We start from the raw sequence: 16,840 nt of genomic DNA on the forward strand, positions 1-16,840 counted from the left end.
GGATTCTCCATGGATCAAAGCATTCTCGTTGCGCAGAACCTTAGCAAAGTGGTCCCCAGCACGGAAGGCGACCTGACCATCCTGCACGCGTTGGACCTGGATCTGGCCAAAGGCGACAGCCTGGCCATCGTCGGTGCGTCCGGTTCGGGCAAATCCACCCTGCTCGGCTTGCTCGCCGGCCTCGACCGGCCCAGCGCAGGCAACGTAATCCTGGCCGGGCAGGATCTCGGCCCGCTGGATGAAGACCAGCGCGCGCGGGTACGGGCCGAGCACGTCGGCTTTGTGTTCCAGTCGTTCCAGTTGCTCGACAGCCTCAACGCGCTGGAGAACGTCATGCTGCCGCTGGAGCTCGATGGCCGTGGTGATGCCCGCGAGGTGGCACGCAGCCTGCTCGAGCGGGTCGGCCTGGGCCAGCGCCTGACCCACACCCCGCGCCAGCTCTCCGGCGGCGAACAGCAACGGGTGGCGATTGCCCGCGCGTTCGCCGCGCAGCCGGCGGTGCTGTTCGCCGACGAGCCAACCGGCAACCTCGACAGCCACACCGGCGAACGCATCAGCGACCTGCTGTTCGAACTGAACAAGGAGCGCGGCACCACCCTGGTGCTGGTCACCCATGACGAGCGTCTGGCCAAACGTTGCCGCCGCCTGATCCGCCTGGACGCTGGCCGTCTGGTCGCACCCCTGGAGCCGTGATGAGACGATTGTCGTTGCTGCGCCTGTGCAGCCTGGCCCTGCGCCAGCTGCTGCGCGATGTTCGCGCCAGTGAAGTGCGTGTGCTGTTCTTCGCCCTGCTGGTGGCAGTGGCGGCAAGCACCGCCATCGGCTACTTCGGCGCCCGCCTCAACGGCGCCATGCAACTGCGCGCCAGCGAATTCCTCGGCGCCGACCTGGTCTTGCAAGGCAGCTCGGCGGCAAGCGATCCGCAGATCAGTGCCGGCACAGAGCTGGGCTTGCGCCATGCGCGGGTCGTGGAGTTCACCAGCGTGGTCGGCACCGACGCCGGTATCCAGCTGTCGAGCATCAAAGCCGCTGATGCCGCCTACCCACTGCGCGGCGAACTGCGCAGCGCCGCCGCGCCGTTTGCCGAAGAACGCCCAGGCGGCGGCCCGGCGCCTGGCGAGGCCTGGGTCGAACCGCGCCTGCTGGTAGCCTTGGGCCTGGCCATGGGTGACAGCATCGACGTCGGCATGAAGAGCTTGCGCATCAGCCGGGTACTGACCTACGAGCCCGACCGCGCCAACAACTTCTACAGCCTGACGCCGCGGGTGCTGATCAACTTCGACGACCTGCAGGCCACTGGCGTGATCCAGCCTGGCAGCCGAGTGACCTACCGCGACCTATGGCGTGGCGAGGCCGAGACGCTGAGCCGCTATCGCCAGACCGTGGAGCCAACCCTGGCGGCCAACCAGAGCCTGCGCGACACCCGCGATGGCAATCGCCAGATCGGCGGCGCACTGGGCAAGGCCGAGCGTTATCTGAACATGGCCAGCCTGGTCGCAGTGTTGCTCGCTGGGGTAGCCGTGGCGCTGTCGGCCAGCCGTTATGCCGCACGCCGCCTCGACGCCAGCGCCCTGCTGCGCTGCCTGGGCTTGTCCAGGCGCCAGGCCTTGGGCCTGTACTGTGTGCAACTGGCAGCCCTGGGCCTGGTCGCGGCATTGGCCGGAGCGGTTATTGGCTGGCTGGCACAGCTGGGCTTGTTCCGCCTGCTGGATGGGCTGATGCCGAGCACCATCCCGCCGGGTGGCCTCACCCCAGCATTGGCCGGTATCGCCACCGGGCTGGTGGCACTGGCCGGCTTCGCCTTGCCGCCGCTGGCCGCGCTGGGCCGAGTGCCACCGCTGCGAGTATTGCGCCGTGACCTGCTGCCCGTGCCAGCCAGCAGTTGGCTGGTGTATGGCACAGCGCTGTTCGCCCTTGGCCTGATCATGTGGCGGCTGAGCCTGGACCTGTTGCTGACCTTTGCCCTGCTCGGTGGCGGCCTGATTGCCGCCCTGCTCCTCGGCGGCCTGCTCCTGCTCGGCCTGCGCAGTCTGCGCCGCTTGCTGGCCGGTGCGCCGCTGACCTGGCGACTGGGCCTTGGCCAGTTGCTGCGCCACCCGTTGGCCGCTGCCGGCCAGGCGCTGGCGTTCGGCCTGATCTTGCTGGCGATGGGCCTGGTCGCGCTGCTGCGGGCCGAGTTGCTGGACAACTGGCAAGCGCAGCTGCCAAAGGATGCGCCGAATCATTTCGCCCTGAATATCCTGCCGGATGACCGTGAGCCGTTCGCCCAGCGTCTGCGTGAAGCAAACGCCATCTCCGCGCCGTTGTACCCGGTCATCCCCGGCCGGCTGACCCATATCAACGATGAGCCGGTGCGCCAACTGGTGAGCAAGGAGTCCACCGGCGAACGCGCTGTGCAGCGCGACCTGAGCCTGACCTGGGCGGCCGATCTGCCACAGGGTAATGCGCTGGTCAGCGGTGAGTGGTGGCAGGCAGCCCCAGCGAGTGACGGCATCCCGGGGGTATCGGTGGAAACCGAGCTAGCTGCAAGCCTGCACCTCAAACTCGGCGACCTGCTCAACTTCGACATTGCCGGCCAGCAACGCCAGGCCCGCGTCAGCAGCCTGCGCAGCGTGCACTGGGACAGCTTCCAGCCAAACTTCTACATGATCTTCCAGCCGGGCACCCTGCAAGGCCTGCCAACCACCTACCTGACCAGCTTCTATCTGGCCCCAGGGCATGATCAGGAAGTGGTGGCGCTATCACGTGCGTTCCCGGCAGCCACCATCCTCCAGGTAGACGCCCTGCTCGAACAGCTGCGCAGCATCCTCGCCCAGGTCACCCTGGCGGTCGAATACGTGCTGCTGTTCGTGCTCGCAGCAGGCCTGGCAGTGCTGTTCGCCGGGCTGCAGGCCACCCTTGACGAGCGCATCCGCCAAGGCGCATTGCTGCGTGCACTGGGCGCCGGTCGGCCATTGCTGGTGCGGGCGCGACGGATTGAGTTCGGCCTGCTCGGCGCCGCCAGTGGAGTGCTCGCGGCAGTGGGCTGCGAGTTGATCAGCTGGGCGCTGTATCGCTACGCCTTCGATCTGCAGTGGGGCCCACATCCATGGCTGCTGTTGCTGCCGTTGATTGGCGCCCTGCTAGTTGGCGGTGCTGGGGTGTTTGGTACTCGCCGGGCGCTCAATGCGAGCCCGCTGACAGTGCTGCGCGAGGGCTGACGAGAAGCGCTCGACACCCGGTGTGACCGAGGCCAGCCTTGCGTGCTAGCCTCGGCTCCGTGACTGTTGGGCGTCTGCCCAATTCTGTATTGAATTCGACGTTTGCACGCCTGGCAACGCTAGCCTGGCCTTGTGCAAGCAGTCAGCTCGACCGTGCTTGGAGTCAGCATTGCCAACCAACATCATCACCCGCGCAGGCCACACTGCGCTGAAAGCAGAGCTGGATCATCTGTGGCAAACCTATCGCCCGGAAATCACGCAAAAGGTCGCCTGGGCGGCATCGCTTGGCGATCGCAGTGAAAACGCCGATTACCAGTACAACAAGAAGCTGCTGCGCGAAATCGACCGCAGAATCCGCTACCTGCGCAAGCGTCTGGAGGATATCCGCGTTGTCGACTATGCCCCCGAACAAGAGGGCAAGGTGTTCTTCGGTGCCTGGGTAGAAATTGACAACGAGGCCGGCGAGGTCAAACGCTTCAGAGTGGTCGGCTACGACGAAATTTACGGACGTAACGACTACATCTCCATCGACTCACCGATGGCGCGGGCGCTGTTGAAAAAGTCGGAAGGAGATGAGGTGATCGTGCAAACGCCGACCGGCGAAGCGGTGTGGTTTATTGCCAGTATCGAATATGAGGTGGGATGACGATTTGGGGGCTGCTCTGCAGCCCCACTCGCTCAACGCCGGGTAATCAGCCCCTGCCGAGCAATCCGCGTCAGGTGACCGATCACCTCGCCGGCCTCCTCCGCCGTAGGCGACTGAATTACTGCCAGATCAAAACGATCACTTGCGTACTGCTTGAGCAAGGCACAGGTTTCAGCGAACTGGATCAGAAACGCGCGAGCCTGGCCCTTGCGCCGCGAAAAGCCGTCAAGGTGGCGCAACAAGGTAGGCTGATGCTGACCGCTGAGTAGAATGCGCGGGGTGCGCGATACCTGGCCGGCAGGCAGAGGGGTCAGACAGACACTGGTACGTGGACAACTCATGGAGTAATTCTCCGCCTCGCGAATCCCGCTGGGCTGCGGTGGGAGGCGTCACCGAACCAGCGTTTTAGCGGTATTTCAGAGTGCCCTGGCACGGGCTGCCTCCTGCGCCCCGCAAGTAGCTGTTTAAATCGGCGCAAGGGTTATGCTAGAGCTACACGCGACAACTTACAAGCTGTACGTGTAGCCCTTGTGACAGCCAGATTGCTCAACGCCTGGCGACGCGCTCGAGGCTGGCGCGCTCGCGATTGAAGGCGAGGAAGTACTTGTTGACGCTGTTGACGAAATTGACCGGGCCCATGCCGACCTGCTCCATGGCGATGCGCTCGGTCTGGAAGAACCACTGATTGCCATTGAGCCCGCGCCTGCGCGCTTCGGCACGCATCGCCTGGACCCGCTCCGGGCCGAGGTTGTACGCCGCCAGCACAAACGCCATGCGCTCGCGCTCATTGAGCTGGGGGCTGGCGAAAAACTTGCGACGGATCAACGCCAGATATCGCGCGCTGGCCTGGACATTGCCATCCACGTTCGCCGTGTTGCTCACCCCTACCCGCTGCGCCGCCGACGGCGTGATCTGCATCAGCCCATGGGCGCCGCCGACGCCGCGCGCGGCGGGATTGAGGGTCGATTCCTTGAACGCCAGCGCGGCCAGATTGAGCCAGTCGATCTGCTGCGCCTCGCCGTGCTTCTGCAACACCCCACGCACCGCCTGCAAGCGCTGGCGCTCCTGGCGGGCCAGCGGATTGTGCACGCGGTACTGGCGCCGGTAGATACGCTCGAATGCGGCGTCCTGGTTTTCCGGGGCGCGGTAGCCGGCCAGAAAGCGGTCGACAGTTGCCAGCAACTGATCAGCGCCTTTACCGACGTACCAGCGCACAGCCTGCGGTTGGCCGATCTGTACCTTGCTGTCGACGCGCAGCCGCGGCATCACCCGCGCCCAGCGCAGCGCGATCGGCCGCTCCACCACGGTCAGGTGATAGATGCCGGCCTGGACCATCTCCAGCACATCCTCGACCGCCAGCGTTGGGTCTACCCATTCGATCTTGATCGGTGCGCGCTTGCGCAATGCCAGCTGCTGATTGATAGCCTGGATCGCAGCGCCCGCACCGCTGGCGGTGGTCAGGGCGATGGTGCGCCCGGACAACTGCTCGACCCGACTGAAGCTGCGCTCGCCCTTGCGTCCAACCAGCAGCAGCGGCACCTTGTCCAGCACTGGCGCACTCACCCCGACGCCACTGACCTGGGCCGGGTCGAGCAGCTCGCCCGGCGCTGCCAGGTCACCCTCCCCGCGCTGCAAGGCGCCGAGCAGTTGCTCCTTGGCCCGCGGGATCAATTTGACTTGAATCAGATCACCCTGGCGTTCGCGGCCATTGAGAAAATGCTCCAGCGCGCGCAGCCGATGGTATTCGATGCCGACCGGCTCGCCCTTGATTTCCCCGGAGCTGTTGCGGCTCTGGTTGACCAGCACCCGCAGTACCTTGCTGCTGCGCACCTGCGCAAGATCGCGCGGCTGCTTGCTGGTTGAGCTGGCCTGCGCCGGCCCGGACACTGCCGCATGCGCGGCGGCCGCCGTGAGCAGGCTGAACATCAGCGAAACAATCAGCAGGAATCGCTGCATCGGCAAACATGTCCATGGTGTGGGAAGAGGCCTCTGCGGCGGCGCCAGCAGAGACTGAAAGACCTTGGCAATCCATTGAAGTTCTTGGCTTTTTCGCGATGTTCGGGGGATTTGCTATGCTGGCCGCCCCGCAGCACGAGGTAGCACCATGCAACTGATCGATATCGGCGTCAACCTGACCAACAGCAGCTTTCACGGCAAAGAGGCTGACATCGTCGAGCGCGCGCAGCAGGCAGGCGTCGTGCAAATGGTCGTGACCGGTACCAGCCTGGAAGGCAGCGAACAGGCGCTGGAGCTGTGCCAGCAACTGGATGAACCGGGGCATCGACTGTTCACCACCGCTGGCGTGCACCCTCACGATGCCAAGAGCTGGGGTGTCGACAGCGAGCGGCAACTGCGCCACCTGCTCGCTCAGCCTCGGGTAAAGGCAGTCGGCGAGTGCGGTCTGGACTTCAATCGCGATTTCTCGCCGCGGCCTGAGCAGGAGAAAGCCCTGCACGCACATCTGGCCCTGGCAGTAGAAACCCAGCTGCCGGTGTTTTTGCATGAGCGCGATGCCAGCGAGCGCCTGCTGGCGATCCTGAAGGACTACCGTGACCAGTTACCAGCCGCCGTGGTGCATTGCTTCACCGGCGAGCGCGCGGCGCTGTTCGCCTATCTCGATCTGGACCTGCACATCGGCATCACTGGCTGGATCTGTGACGAGCGCCGTGGCACGCACCTGCATCCCTTGGTCAGCAGCATCCCCGTGGGTCGCCTGATGCTCGAAAGCGATGCACCGTACCTGCTGCCGCGCAGCTTGCGGCCGAAACCGAAAAGCGGCCGCAACGAGCCTGCGTTCTTGCCCGAGGTGCTGCGTGAGGTCGCCTTGCACCGCGGCGAGAGCCTGGAATACACGGCAAGGCACACCACCGAGTGCGCGCGCCAGTTCTTCGCCCTGGCGCCGGCAGAGGCATAAGTCGACCGGGATTCGTTGACACACATCAAGACTCACTCTGAAGCAATCGGAAACAATGATGGCACCTTGCCAATACTGTTTCCGCTCAACTCAGAGAAGACCTATACGATGGGTGCCTGGCTTAGCAATATTTCCTTGAAGTACAAATTCTGGGCCGTCAACGCAGTGGCCTTTGTCACCACCCTGCTGCTGGTGCTGTACGCCGTGCAGCTCGAGCAGCAGGCCCGGGCCGAAGGTGCGCGAGCAACCGCCCAGGCGCAGGCTCGTCTGCTTGCGGCCTGGCCGGCCGGGCAAGCGCTGCCTGAACTGGCCAACCTTATCAGCTGGCAAGCCGGGCAAACGCCAAGTTTCGCCGGCCAACCACTGCCCGCGCTGAACAACGCCCAGGGCTGGGTCGAGCTGGCCAATCGCTCGCTATTGGGTGACAACCCGCTGCGCGGCGCTCAGGTCGTGAGCCGTGGCCAACAGCAACTGGCGCTGCTGGCGCACTCGCCAAGCCTGCGCCAGGTGTTTATTGATCGCTTCGCCAATTACGCGGTGTGCGTGATGGTCCTGATGCTGGCCATGCTCGGTGCGTCGCAGCTGCTGATCCGCTTTCTGCTCAGCCAGCTCAACACGCTCAAGGACGTCATGCTCCACGTCGAGAAGACCGGCGACCTGTCGGCGCGTGTGCCGCTGGCCTGCGGCGATGAGGTCGGGCAAATGGCCGGCGCGTTCAACGCCATGCAGTCGACCTATCACCGGGTAGTCAGCACCGTAGCGCGCACTGCAGCGCAACTCGACTCCGGCGCCGCGCGCCTGGCAGCGAGCATGAGCGATGTACGCCACGGCATGCTCGGCCAGCAAAGCGAGACCGACCAGGCCGCTACCGCGATCAACGAAATGACCGCGACTGTGCACCACATCGCTCAACATGCCGGTGCCACCCGTGATTTGTCGCAAACTGCGGACAACCTTGCCGGCAGCGGGCAGGCGGTTGTCGATCGCGTGCAGGATTCGATTTCCGGGCTGTCCAGCGGCGTGCAGCAGACCGCCGAAATGATCCGTCAGCTGGCGGAAGACAGCCAGAAGATCAACGGCGTAGTTGGGGTGATTCATAGTATTGCCGAGCAAACCAATCTGCTTGCCCTGAACGCCGCCATCGAAGCGGCGCGGGCGGGCGATCTGGGCCGTGGTTTTGCCGTGGTCGCCGACGAGGTGCGCAACCTGGCCAAGCGGGTACAGAGCTCCACCGACGAAATCACCGACATGGTCTGCGCCCTGCAGTCCGGCACCCGCGATGCGGTGGAGTTCATGCAAGAGAGTTCATACAAGGCCGATGACTGCGTCAAGCAAGCCCGCGAGGCCGGTGAGTCGCTGGCGGAGATCACCAGCGCGGTTGCGCAGATGCGCGAGAGCAACACCCAGATTGCCGTGGCTGCCGAACAGCAAAGCCAGGTGGCCGAAGAAATGAACCGCGCGGTGGTAAGCATCCGCGATGTCACCGAGCAGACCGTGCAGCAGACCGTCGGCTCGGCGACCACCAGCAGCGAGCTGGCAACCCTCGCCGGTGAGCTGAACAAGGCGATCGGTCAGCTCAAGCTATAGTCACCATAGCCAGCCTCGATTGGCCGCAATGATCGCGCAGCACTAAGCTTTGGGCATGACTGTGAGGAAATGCCCATGAGCAAGCGCCTGTTCAACCTTCACCCCAGCCAATGGCGTGGCGCCCACCACGCCCACCGCCAACCGGCCGAGCTGGCACTGTTGCTGCTAGCCGTAGCGTTGGGCGTTCTTGGAGCATTGCTGGTCCTGTCCGGCGTGTTCAGTATGGACCTGAGCCAGATTGCGGTAGGCCTGATCGCCTTGATCGCGGGTCTGGGCCTGCAACGCCACGGCTATCGTCGCTAGGCAAATACGGTGACGGTTTGGCGGCTGAGGGCAAGCAGCTCGCCGTCAGCCGTCCACAACGCCGCGCGGGCATGGCCGTAGCCATCCTTGGCGTATTCCGTGTCCACGCAATACCGGCACCAGTCATGGGTGCTCAGTTGCGGCCGGGGCTGAATGAATTCGATGGTCCAGGTCAGAGTGCTGCCCGCCGCAGGCTGTTTCAGGTGCGGCAGCAGGCTCGGCGGCCAGGCGTCGACCAAGGCCAGCAGATGCGCTTCGGTCGCGGCTTCCTCAGGCACATCCCGCAGACGCACCCAGCCGCCCATTTGCCGTGAAGTGTTGCCACTGAAGGGCAGCCCGCCGAGCGTCCAGCGCAAGGCTACATTGCGCATGAACTCTGGCGTCACGCCTTTGATATAAGGCAGTTCCGGCGCTGCTTCGGCGAGCGCCTTCATCTCGACCGGGGGCTGCGCAGGAACATCTATCAGCGAGGAGCGGCCCGCGCCAAAGCTGCCCTGCACGATCGTCACTACCTGGCCTTGCTGCACAGCACGCCCAAGCAGGGTGCTGACGGCTTTACCCTCGCGCAGCACCTCTACTTCGAAGCTGATCGGGATATCTGCCGCGGCGGGAGCAACGAAGGTGATGGCCAGCGAGCGCACCGGACGCTCGTCGACAAGTTGCAGGCGCATGCGCTCATAGACCATGGCAGCCATCAGCCCGCCGAAAACTGCACGCCCCTGCGCCCAGGTGGCAGGCACCGTGACGGCTTCTGGTGATTGTTGTACCGCGGCCAGCAATTGGGTGAAGGTCATGGCGATCTCGCAGGCTTGGCTATCGAATCGGGGCGGCCAGGCGCCCCAGCTGCAGCCGATCTTAACCAGCTGCGCTCGCCGATGCAGGCTTCATATCGGTCAATCCAGCGCCTAGCGGCGTGACACTGCCTTGTGCAGGCGCTTCAAGGTCAGGTCGCCTTGCCGCTCAGCGGCCTCAAGCTCAGCCTGCCAGGCCGCCTGGCAGGGCCGTAGCGCTGCATCGAGCGGTACCTGCACCAACCACTGCAGACGGTCGTGCCAATCGCCCAGATCGCCTTGTGCGCGCTTGAGCAGGCGCTGCAACTTGTCGCCGGCATGATCAAGCTGTGGGTAGGCCTCATCGCCATAGCGCACCCGCTTGATCAGCAGGCGCAAACGGTGCCGATCGTGGGCTGGGTCGAGTAACCCCTGCTGTAGTTTGTGCCACTGTTTGCCGAGGCGTTTGTCGACGCGTTTTTGCAGGCCTTTGACCAGGCCTTCGCGATCCGCTGCCCGCAGAAACGCCGGAAACGCGTCGATGATCGCCAGCATGCGCGTCAACTCGGGACTCGCGGCCACAGTGGCAAAGGTCTGCGCCCTGCCCCGCAGGCGCCGCTCGGCAGCGTCCTGTTGACCACGCTCGCGCAACTCGGCAGCGAGCACCTCACGGTCACGCAGCGGCGTGGTCAGGGCGCCCAGTGCCCGCGCGGCATCTTCCAACTGATCGACTGCAGGCAAGCCCCGCAGCGGCCGCAGCAAACTGCGCAGGCGCCGCGTGGTGGTGCGCAGGTCGTGCAGGGCTTCACTGTCGACATCAGCCGCCAGCCGCTCGCGGCAGGCGAGCAAGCGCACCTGCAGGGTCAGCACCTGGGCAACCACGTGATCAAGCATGGCAGACATACAACGCTCCTTGGTCAACGCCCGGCGCGGGACTCACGAATGTAGAAGCGGGCCTTCTCGGATTTTTTCGCACAGCCTTCGAAGCCTTCGAACTGCTGCTGGGTCTTGGCCCCGGTCAACAGCGACAATGCCTTGGAATAACTGACGGTGCCCGCAAACCCTTCGGCCTTGGCCAGGTCGAGTTCCTTCCAGGCGGCGTCCAGCTGGGTTGCGCAGCTATCACGATAGGCCGTCTTGCCGGCGCAGCCAGCGAGCGCCACAACCATCAATGGCAGGCAGATCCATGCTTTCATCAGTAATACCTCAAAGTGCACAAGGGAGTGGCCGTTCGACGCTCGGCCAAGCGAAAAGTGCCCTCATCAGCGTAGTCCAGCAAGGCTTGCATTGAAGCCGAGGGCGCAATGGGTGCATTGTTCGGGGATGGTTGCACAGCCACGAGGGAATGACATGAGTAAACGCGTTGCATTGGTGCTGGGTTCGGGCGGTGCACGAGGCTATGCGCACATCGGGGTGATCGAAGAAATCGAGCGCCGCGGCTACGAGATATCCTGCATTGCCGGCTGCTCGATGGGCGCGGTGGTCGGCGGTATCTATGCGGCCGGCAAGCTCGATGACTATCGCCACTGGATCGAGAGCCTGGATTACCTGGATGTACTGCGGCTGGTCGATGTGAGCTTTCGTCTCGGCGCTATTCGCGGTGACAAGGTGTTTGGCCAGATCCGCAAGATTGTCGGTGAAATCAACATCGAACAGCTGCGCATTCCCTATACGGCGGTGGCCACCGACCTCACCAATCAGCAGGAAATCTGGTTTCAGGAAGGCTGCCTGCACCAGGCCATGCGCGCCTCGGCGGCAATACCAAGCCTGTTCACCCCCGTCGTGCAGGGCAACCGCATGCTGGTCGACGGCGGCATTCTCAACCCGCTGCCGATCGTGCCGGTGGTTTCCAGCCACTGTGACCTGATCATCGCGGTCAACCTCAACGCCACCAACCAGAACCAGTACCAGTTGCCGGTGATCGAGCGCCCCGCCGCGTTCAAGAAGCGCTTCGACGCGCTGATGAGCTCGGTGGGCTCGCGCCTGCCGTTCCGCCGCAAGCCGGCAGAGCAGCTCAGCCGCATCGACCAGGCAGTGCTTGCCGAGAACCTGATCGCAAGCAATCCGTGGCTGGGTGAAGCAGCCAACCCCGAAGGCCAGCAACCCGCTGCGGCGCCCGAGAGCGGCGGCGCACCGCGCTCAGCAGCGGGCTCGTTCATCATCGACAACGTCGGCCCGGCGTCCCTGCTCGACCTGATCAACCAGAGCTTCGAGGTCATGCAGACGTCGCTGGCGCAGTACAAGATTGCCGGCTACCCGCCAGATGTACTGATCAACGTGCCCAAGCGGGTGTGCCAGTTCTTCGAGTTCTACAAGGCACCGGAGCTGATCGCCCTGGGCCGGGAAATCGCCCGCGACACGCTGGACATCTACGAGGGCAAGCGGCGCTGATTACCGCGCATTTGCAGGCTGCAGAAACCAGACAGGCCGCATAAGCGGCCTGTCTGGTTTTGGGCAGATCAACTCAGTAGCGAGTGATCTCGGCATTAGCTGCCAACTGCTTGCGGTAGGCCGCGAAGTCCTGCTGACCGGCACGCGAAGCGAGGTAGCGGCGGATCTGCTGCTTCTCTTCGTCGGTGGCCGCAGCGCCTTCGTTGACGCCGCGCAGCTGGACCACCACCAGGCTGCCATCGGCGAGCACGGCACTGGCGTATTCAGGCTTGTCCTTGCCGGCAGGCTTGGCCAGGCGGAACACTGCCTGCAGCTCGACTGGGTCGATACCTTCCTGGCCGCGGCTGACCGCTTCTTGGACTTTCCAGGTCTGACCGTCATGGCCAGCACCGGCGGCGATCGAACCGTCACGCAGACCGGCAATCAGTTTGTCAGCCTTGGCTTTGAGTTCGGCAGTCGCCTTCTCTTTGGCCAGGTGCTCGCTGATCCGTTGCGCGACGGCCTCCAGCGGCAGTTGCTCGGGCTTGCGGTGTTCTTTGACACGCAGCACCAGCACGGTCTCTGGATCCAGCTCGATGGCGCTGCTGTTGGCGCCTTCGTCGATCACTTCCTCGCTGAACGCGGCCTGGACGACCTGGCGGTTAGCTGTAATGCCGTCGCCACCTTCACGCCCGAACGGCGCCGAAGTCTGCACTTTCAAACCCAGGTCCTGAGCCGGCTGGGCCAGGTCGGAGGCTTCGAAGGCGGAGTCTTCCAGTTGCTTGGTCACTTCAACGAAGCGCTGCTCGACCTGCTGGGTTTTCAGCTCGCGGGTCAGCTTGTCTTTCAGGCTGGCGAAGGTCGGCACTTGCGGCGCCTCGACACCCAGCAGCTTGATCAGGTGATAACCAAACTCGCTGCGAACCGGCTGCGACACCTGGTCCTTGTTCAGCTTGTACAGGGCATCTTCAAACTCGGCGTCGTAAGCACCAGGGCCGGCGAAGCCAAGATCACCACCGCTGGCAGCGGAACCGGCGTCCTGCGAGAACTCCTTGGCCAGGGCGGCGAAGTCTTCACCTTTGGCCAGACGCTGCTGGATCTCTTCGATCTTGGCCTTGGCCTGGGCATCGCTGACCTTGTCGTTGACATCGATGAGGATGTGCGCGGCATGGCGTTGCTCGGCCAGGTTGGCGATCTCTTTCTCGTACAGCGCTTGCAGCTCGGCCGGATCGACCTTGACCTGGTCGAAGAACGCCGATTTCTTCAGCTCGATGTAGTCGATGACGACCTGATCCGGCGTCATGAACTCCTTGGCGTGCTGGTCGTAGTGCGCTTTGACCTCTTCATCACTGACCTTGACCGCCGCCGGGTTGGCCTTGAAGGTCAGCGAGGCGAAGTCGCGGGTCTGTTTCTCCAGACGCGCAAACGCCTCGACCTGTTTGTCGGTGACAAAGCTGCTGCCGGCAAGCCCGGTGCGCAGCTGGCCGATGAGCATTTCTTCGGCGAGCATCTCGCGGAACTGCAGGCGCCCGTAGCCCATCTGGCGAATGACCTGGTCGAAGCGGTTTGCATCGAACTTGCCATCAACCTGGAACTCAGGCGTTTGCAGGATCACTTGATCCAGCGCCGCCTCGGAGAATGCAAATTTCGCGTCCTTGGCACCTTCCAACAGCAATTTGCGATCGATCAAGCCTTTGAGCGCTGCTTCACGCAGCATCTTTTCGTCCAGCAGAGCAGGATCGAAGTCCTTGCCCAGCTGTTGCATCAGCTGGCGGCGCTGCATATCGACAGCCTGGCTCAGCTCGTTCTGGCTGATGGTTTCACCGTTTACCTTGGCGGCGTCCTGGCTATGGCTGGCGGCCTGAAAAATCGCCTCGAAGCCCGTCAATGCCATCAGCACGACGATAAGGCCGATGATGGTCTTGGCAATCCAACCCTGTGAATTGTCCCTGATATTCTGCAGCATGCGTCCCCCAGAAACGGTTGTACCACTGCGTCGTCAACCGCGGAGCGTGGGTAGAGTCCTGATAGAAGAAAGGCGCATCCGAAGATGCGCCTTCTCGAAGCGAGCGTGACGGCGGGAACGTTTGCGTCCCGCCGTCACGCGATTGGCCACGGTAGCGCCGCGGCCGGCTGAACAGACGACTTAGTTGACAGCGTCTTTCAGGCCTTTGCCAGGCTTGAAGCCAGGAACCTTGGCGGCGGCGATCTTGATCGCAGCACCGGTTTGCGGGTTACGGCCAGTGCGCTCGGCACGGTCTTTGACCGTGAAAGTACCGAAACCTACCAGAACCACGTCGTCGCCTTTTTGCAGAGCGCCCTGTACGGAGTCGATCACTGCATCCAGAGCCTTACCGGCGGTGGCTTTCGAAATATCAGCAGATGTGGCGATAGCGTCAATCAGTTCCGACTTGTTCACTCTAAGTCCCCTTATATCTCTAATTTAAGTATGTTTCTAAGTATGTAATTAATGCGTGTAAAAATTAGTGCGTGCAAAACGAGCGCTGGGTGGCCTGTTGACACGAGCGTGCCGCTTTATAGCAAGGGCCCGAAAAAACTGTCAAGGAAAGCCCCCCAGCGTGAGACGTATTAGTGCGTGCTGATTCTTTCCTTGGCATCGCTGTCGCGCTTGTCATCCTTCGCGACGATCTCCGGAGCCACATCTGGCAAGGGCTCGGGGGCGTATTGCAGCGCAATTTGGAGGACTTCGTCAATCCATTTGACCGGTTTGATCTGAAGATCCTGCTTGATGTTGTCCGGAATCTCTTTCAGGTCACGAACGTTCTCTTCGGGAATGATCACCGTCTTGATCCCACCCCGGTGCGCTGCAAGGAGCTTTTCCTTGAGCCCGCCGATGGCCAGAACCTGACCACGCAAGGTGATCTCGCCGGTCATGGCCACGTCGGCGCGTACCGGGATCTGGGTCAGTGCCGAGACCAATGCGGTGCACATGCCAACGCCTGCGCTCGGGCCATCCTTCGGCGTCGCGCCTTCAGGCATGTGGATGTGAACGTCGCGCTTCTCGTGGAAGTCAGCGGCGATCCCCAGACTACGGGCACGGCTGCGAACCACGGTTTGCGCCGCCGTGATCGACTCGACCATGACGTCACCGAGCGAACCGGTCTTGATCAACTGGCCCTTGCCAGGGATCACTACCGCCTCGATGGTGAGCAATTCCCCGCCCACCTGGGTCCAGGCCAGGCCGGTCACTTGACCGATCTGATCCTGCTGCTCAGCCAGGCCGTAACGGAACTTGCGTACTCCCAGGTGATGCTCGAGCTGCTCGCTGGTGACCTTGACCTTCACCGATTTCTGCCCGCTGTGCTCCTTGACCACCTTGCGGCAGATCTTCGCAATCTGACGTTCGAGGCCACGCACACCGGCTTCGCGGGTATAGAAGCGGATGATGTCGCGGATCGCCGAGACATCGATGTCCAGCTCGTCCTTCTTCAGGCCGTTGGCCTTGACCTGCTTGGGCACCAGGTACTTGACCGCGATGTTGATCTTCTCGTCTTCGGTGTAACCCGGCAGACGGATGACTTCCATTCGGTCGAGCAGCGCCGGCGGGATGTTCATCGAGTTCGAGGTGCACAGGAACATTACGTCGGACAGGTCGTAATCGACCTCCAGGTAATGGTCGTTGAAATTGTGGTTCTGCTCGGGATCGAGTACTTCCAGCAGTGCCGAGGCCGGATCGCCGCGCATGTCGCTGCCCATCTTGTCGATTTCGTCAAGCAGGAACAGCGGGTTACGTACGCCAACCTTGGTCATTTTCTGGATCAGGCGGCCCGGCATGGAGCCGATGTAGGTACGCCGGTGACCACGAATCTCGGCCTCGTCACGCACGCCACCGAGGGCCATCCGGACGAACTTGCGATTGGTAGCAGTGGCGATCGACTCGGCCAGCGAGGTCTTGCCGACGCCAGGCGGGCCAACCAGGCACAGCACAGGACCACGGATCTTTTTCACCCGCTTCTGTACGGCGAGATACTCAAGGATGCGCTCCTTGACCTCGTCCAGGCCATAGTGGTCGGCGTCGAGAATTTCTTCAGCCTTGGCCAGGTCCAGGCGGACCTTGCTCTGGGCTTTCCATGGCACCTGCACCAGCCAGTCGAGGTAGGTCCGCACCACGGTAGCTTCAGCCGACATAGGCGACATCTGCTTGAGTTTGTTCAGCTCAGCCTGAGCCTTGGTCAGGGCATCTTTGGGCAGGCCAGCGGCATCGATGCGCTTTTTCAGCTCTTCGACTTCGTTGTGGCCTTCATCGCCATCACCAAGCTCCTTCTGAATGGCCTTCATCTGCTCATTCAGGTAGTACTCGCGCTGGCTGCGCTCCATCTGCTTCTTGACCCGGCCGCGGATGCGTTTTTCAACCTGCAGCAGGTCGATCTCGCCATCCAGCAAGGCCAGCACGTGCTCGACCCGCGCCTGCAGGTCGACGATCTCGAGGATCTCTTGCTTCTGCTCGATCTTCAGCGCCATGTGCGCGGCCATGGTATCGACCAGGCGACCCGGCTCTTCGATGCTGTTGAGCGAGGACAGTACTTCAGCCGGGACTTTCTTGCCCAATTGCACGTACTGCTCGAACTGCGACAGCAAGCTGCGCACGAACACTTCCGACTCACGCTCTGGGGCGTCGGTTTCATCGATCAGGCTGACGTCGGCACGGACATGCCCATCAACCTCGTTGAAACGCTCGACAGCGCCGCGCTGCTCACCCTCGACCAGGACCTTGACGGTGCCATCGGGCAGTTTCAGCAGCTGCAGGACAGTGGCGATGGTGCCGACGCGGTACAGGGCGTCTTCACCTGGATCATCATCGGCAGGGTTTTTCTGGGCAAGCAGCAGGATCTGCTTTTCGCCCGTCATCGCCGCCTCGAGGGCTTCGATGGATTTTTCGCGCCCCACAAACAGCGGGATAACCATGTGCGGGTAAACGACGACATCGCGCAATGGCAAAAGAGGCAAGTCGAGGGTTGTCTTCATGATTTCGCCTCTACAGCGGCCTTATGGCCGAATCCGGTGGAAATAGTGCTTGGACCTAATGTGG

14 protein-coding genes and 1 pseudogene are annotated in these 16,840 nt (G+C 62.9%); 7 read left to right on the plus strand and 8 right to left on the minus strand.

Annotation, left to right across the window (positions count from 1 at the left end; all coding sequences use genetic code 11):
- Nucleotides 1-9: 9 nt before the first annotated feature.
- The 3 genes from AC58X1_RS06795 (at nt 10) to greB (ending at nt 3,846) form a co-directional block, all read left to right on the plus strand.
- Nucleotides 10-693, plus strand: a complete 684-nt coding sequence (locus AC58X1_RS06795; protein ID WP_101321046.1) for an ABC transporter ATP-binding protein — start codon at nt 10-12, stop codon at nt 691-693.
- Complete coding sequence (locus AC58X1_RS06800) at nt 693-3,200, plus strand: ABC transporter permease (RefSeq protein WP_220634041.1); 2,508 nt, start codon at nt 693-695, stop codon at nt 3,198-3,200. The genes AC58X1_RS06795 and AC58X1_RS06800 overlap by 1 nt, the downstream gene beginning before the upstream one ends.
- 169 nt (nt 3,201-3,369) lie before the next feature.
- Entirely contained in the window at nt 3,370-3,846 is a 477-nt protein-coding gene (gene greB, locus AC58X1_RS06805; protein WP_101321050.1) for a transcription elongation factor GreB, read from the plus strand.
- Between the two features lie 32 nt (nt 3,847-3,878).
- Here greB and AC58X1_RS06810 read toward each other — a convergent pair whose 3' ends face one another.
- Both AC58X1_RS06810 and AC58X1_RS06815 read right to left on the minus strand, forming a co-directional pair.
- Complete coding sequence (locus AC58X1_RS06810) at nt 3,879-4,187, minus strand: hypothetical protein (protein ID WP_181087586.1); 309 nt, start codon at nt 4,185-4,187, stop codon at nt 3,879-3,881.
- Between the two features lie 205 nt (nt 4,188-4,392).
- Nucleotides 4,393-5,802 (minus strand): MltF family protein, encoded by a 1,410-nt coding sequence (locus AC58X1_RS06815; RefSeq protein ID WP_150569843.1) that lies wholly within the window; start codon nt 5,800-5,802, stop codon nt 4,393-4,395.
- A gap of 148 nt (nt 5,803-5,950) precedes the next feature.
- Here AC58X1_RS06815 and AC58X1_RS06820 point away from each other — a divergent pair, with 148 nt between their 5' ends.
- The 3 genes and pseudogenes from AC58X1_RS06820 to AC58X1_RS06830 form a co-directional block, all read left to right on the plus strand.
- Complete coding sequence (locus tag AC58X1_RS06820) at nt 5,951-6,760, plus strand: TatD family hydrolase (protein WP_259072498.1); 810 nt, start codon at nt 5,951-5,953, stop codon at nt 6,758-6,760.
- A gap of 108 nt (nt 6,761-6,868) precedes the next feature.
- Nucleotides 6,869-8,347 (plus strand): methyl-accepting chemotaxis protein, encoded by a 1,479-nt coding sequence (locus AC58X1_RS06825; protein WP_497428564.1) that lies wholly within the window; start codon nt 6,869-6,871, stop codon nt 8,345-8,347.
- Between the two features lie 75 nt (nt 8,348-8,422).
- Nucleotides 8,423-8,644 (plus strand): annotated as a pseudogene (locus AC58X1_RS06830) (terminase); the annotation flags it as partial.
- A 2-nt stretch (nt 8,645-8,646) separates the two neighbouring features.
- Here the strand turns inward: AC58X1_RS06830 and AC58X1_RS06835 are convergent.
- The 3 genes from AC58X1_RS06835 to AC58X1_RS06845 form a co-directional block, all read right to left on the minus strand.
- Nucleotides 8,647-9,444, minus strand: coding sequence for an acyl-CoA thioesterase (locus AC58X1_RS06835; RefSeq protein WP_150569840.1), 798 nt, complete (start codon nt 9,442-9,444; stop codon nt 8,647-8,649).
- A 111-nt stretch (nt 9,445-9,555) separates the two neighbouring features.
- Nucleotides 9,556-10,323 (minus strand): CHAD domain-containing protein, encoded by a 768-nt coding sequence (locus AC58X1_RS06840; protein WP_150569839.1) that lies wholly within the window; start codon nt 10,321-10,323, stop codon nt 9,556-9,558.
- A 14-nt stretch (nt 10,324-10,337) separates the two neighbouring features.
- The gene (locus AC58X1_RS06845; protein ID WP_101321064.1) at nt 10,338-10,616 is read right to left on the minus strand and encodes a hypothetical protein; all 279 of its coding nucleotides are present in this window, start codon (nt 10,614-10,616) and stop codon (nt 10,338-10,340) included.
- 154 nt (nt 10,617-10,770) lie between these two features.
- Here AC58X1_RS06845 and AC58X1_RS06850 point away from each other — a divergent pair, with 154 nt between their 5' ends.
- Complete coding sequence (locus tag AC58X1_RS06850) at nt 10,771-11,811, plus strand: patatin-like phospholipase family protein (RefSeq protein ID WP_101321066.1); 1,041 nt, start codon at nt 10,771-10,773, stop codon at nt 11,809-11,811.
- A gap of 73 nt (nt 11,812-11,884) precedes the next feature.
- Here the strand turns inward: AC58X1_RS06850 and AC58X1_RS06855 are convergent, their stop codons facing one another.
- From AC58X1_RS06855 to lon, 3 genes are all read right to left on the minus strand, one after another.
- Entirely contained in the window at nt 11,885-13,756 is a 1,872-nt protein-coding gene (locus AC58X1_RS06855) for a SurA N-terminal domain-containing protein (protein ID WP_181108118.1), read from the minus strand.
- 180 nt (nt 13,757-13,936) lie between these two features.
- Entirely contained in the window at nt 13,937-14,209 is a 273-nt protein-coding gene (locus AC58X1_RS06860; RefSeq protein ID WP_101321070.1) for an HU family DNA-binding protein, read from the minus strand.
- Nucleotides 14,210-14,379: 170 nt separating this feature from the next.
- Nucleotides 14,380-16,776, minus strand: a complete 2,397-nt coding sequence (lon, locus tag AC58X1_RS06865; protein ID WP_101321072.1) for an endopeptidase La — start codon at nt 16,774-16,776, stop codon at nt 14,380-14,382.
- Nucleotides 16,777-16,840 lie beyond the last annotated feature (64 nt).

The organism is Pseudomonas sp. PGPR N4, from assembly GCF_059693665.1.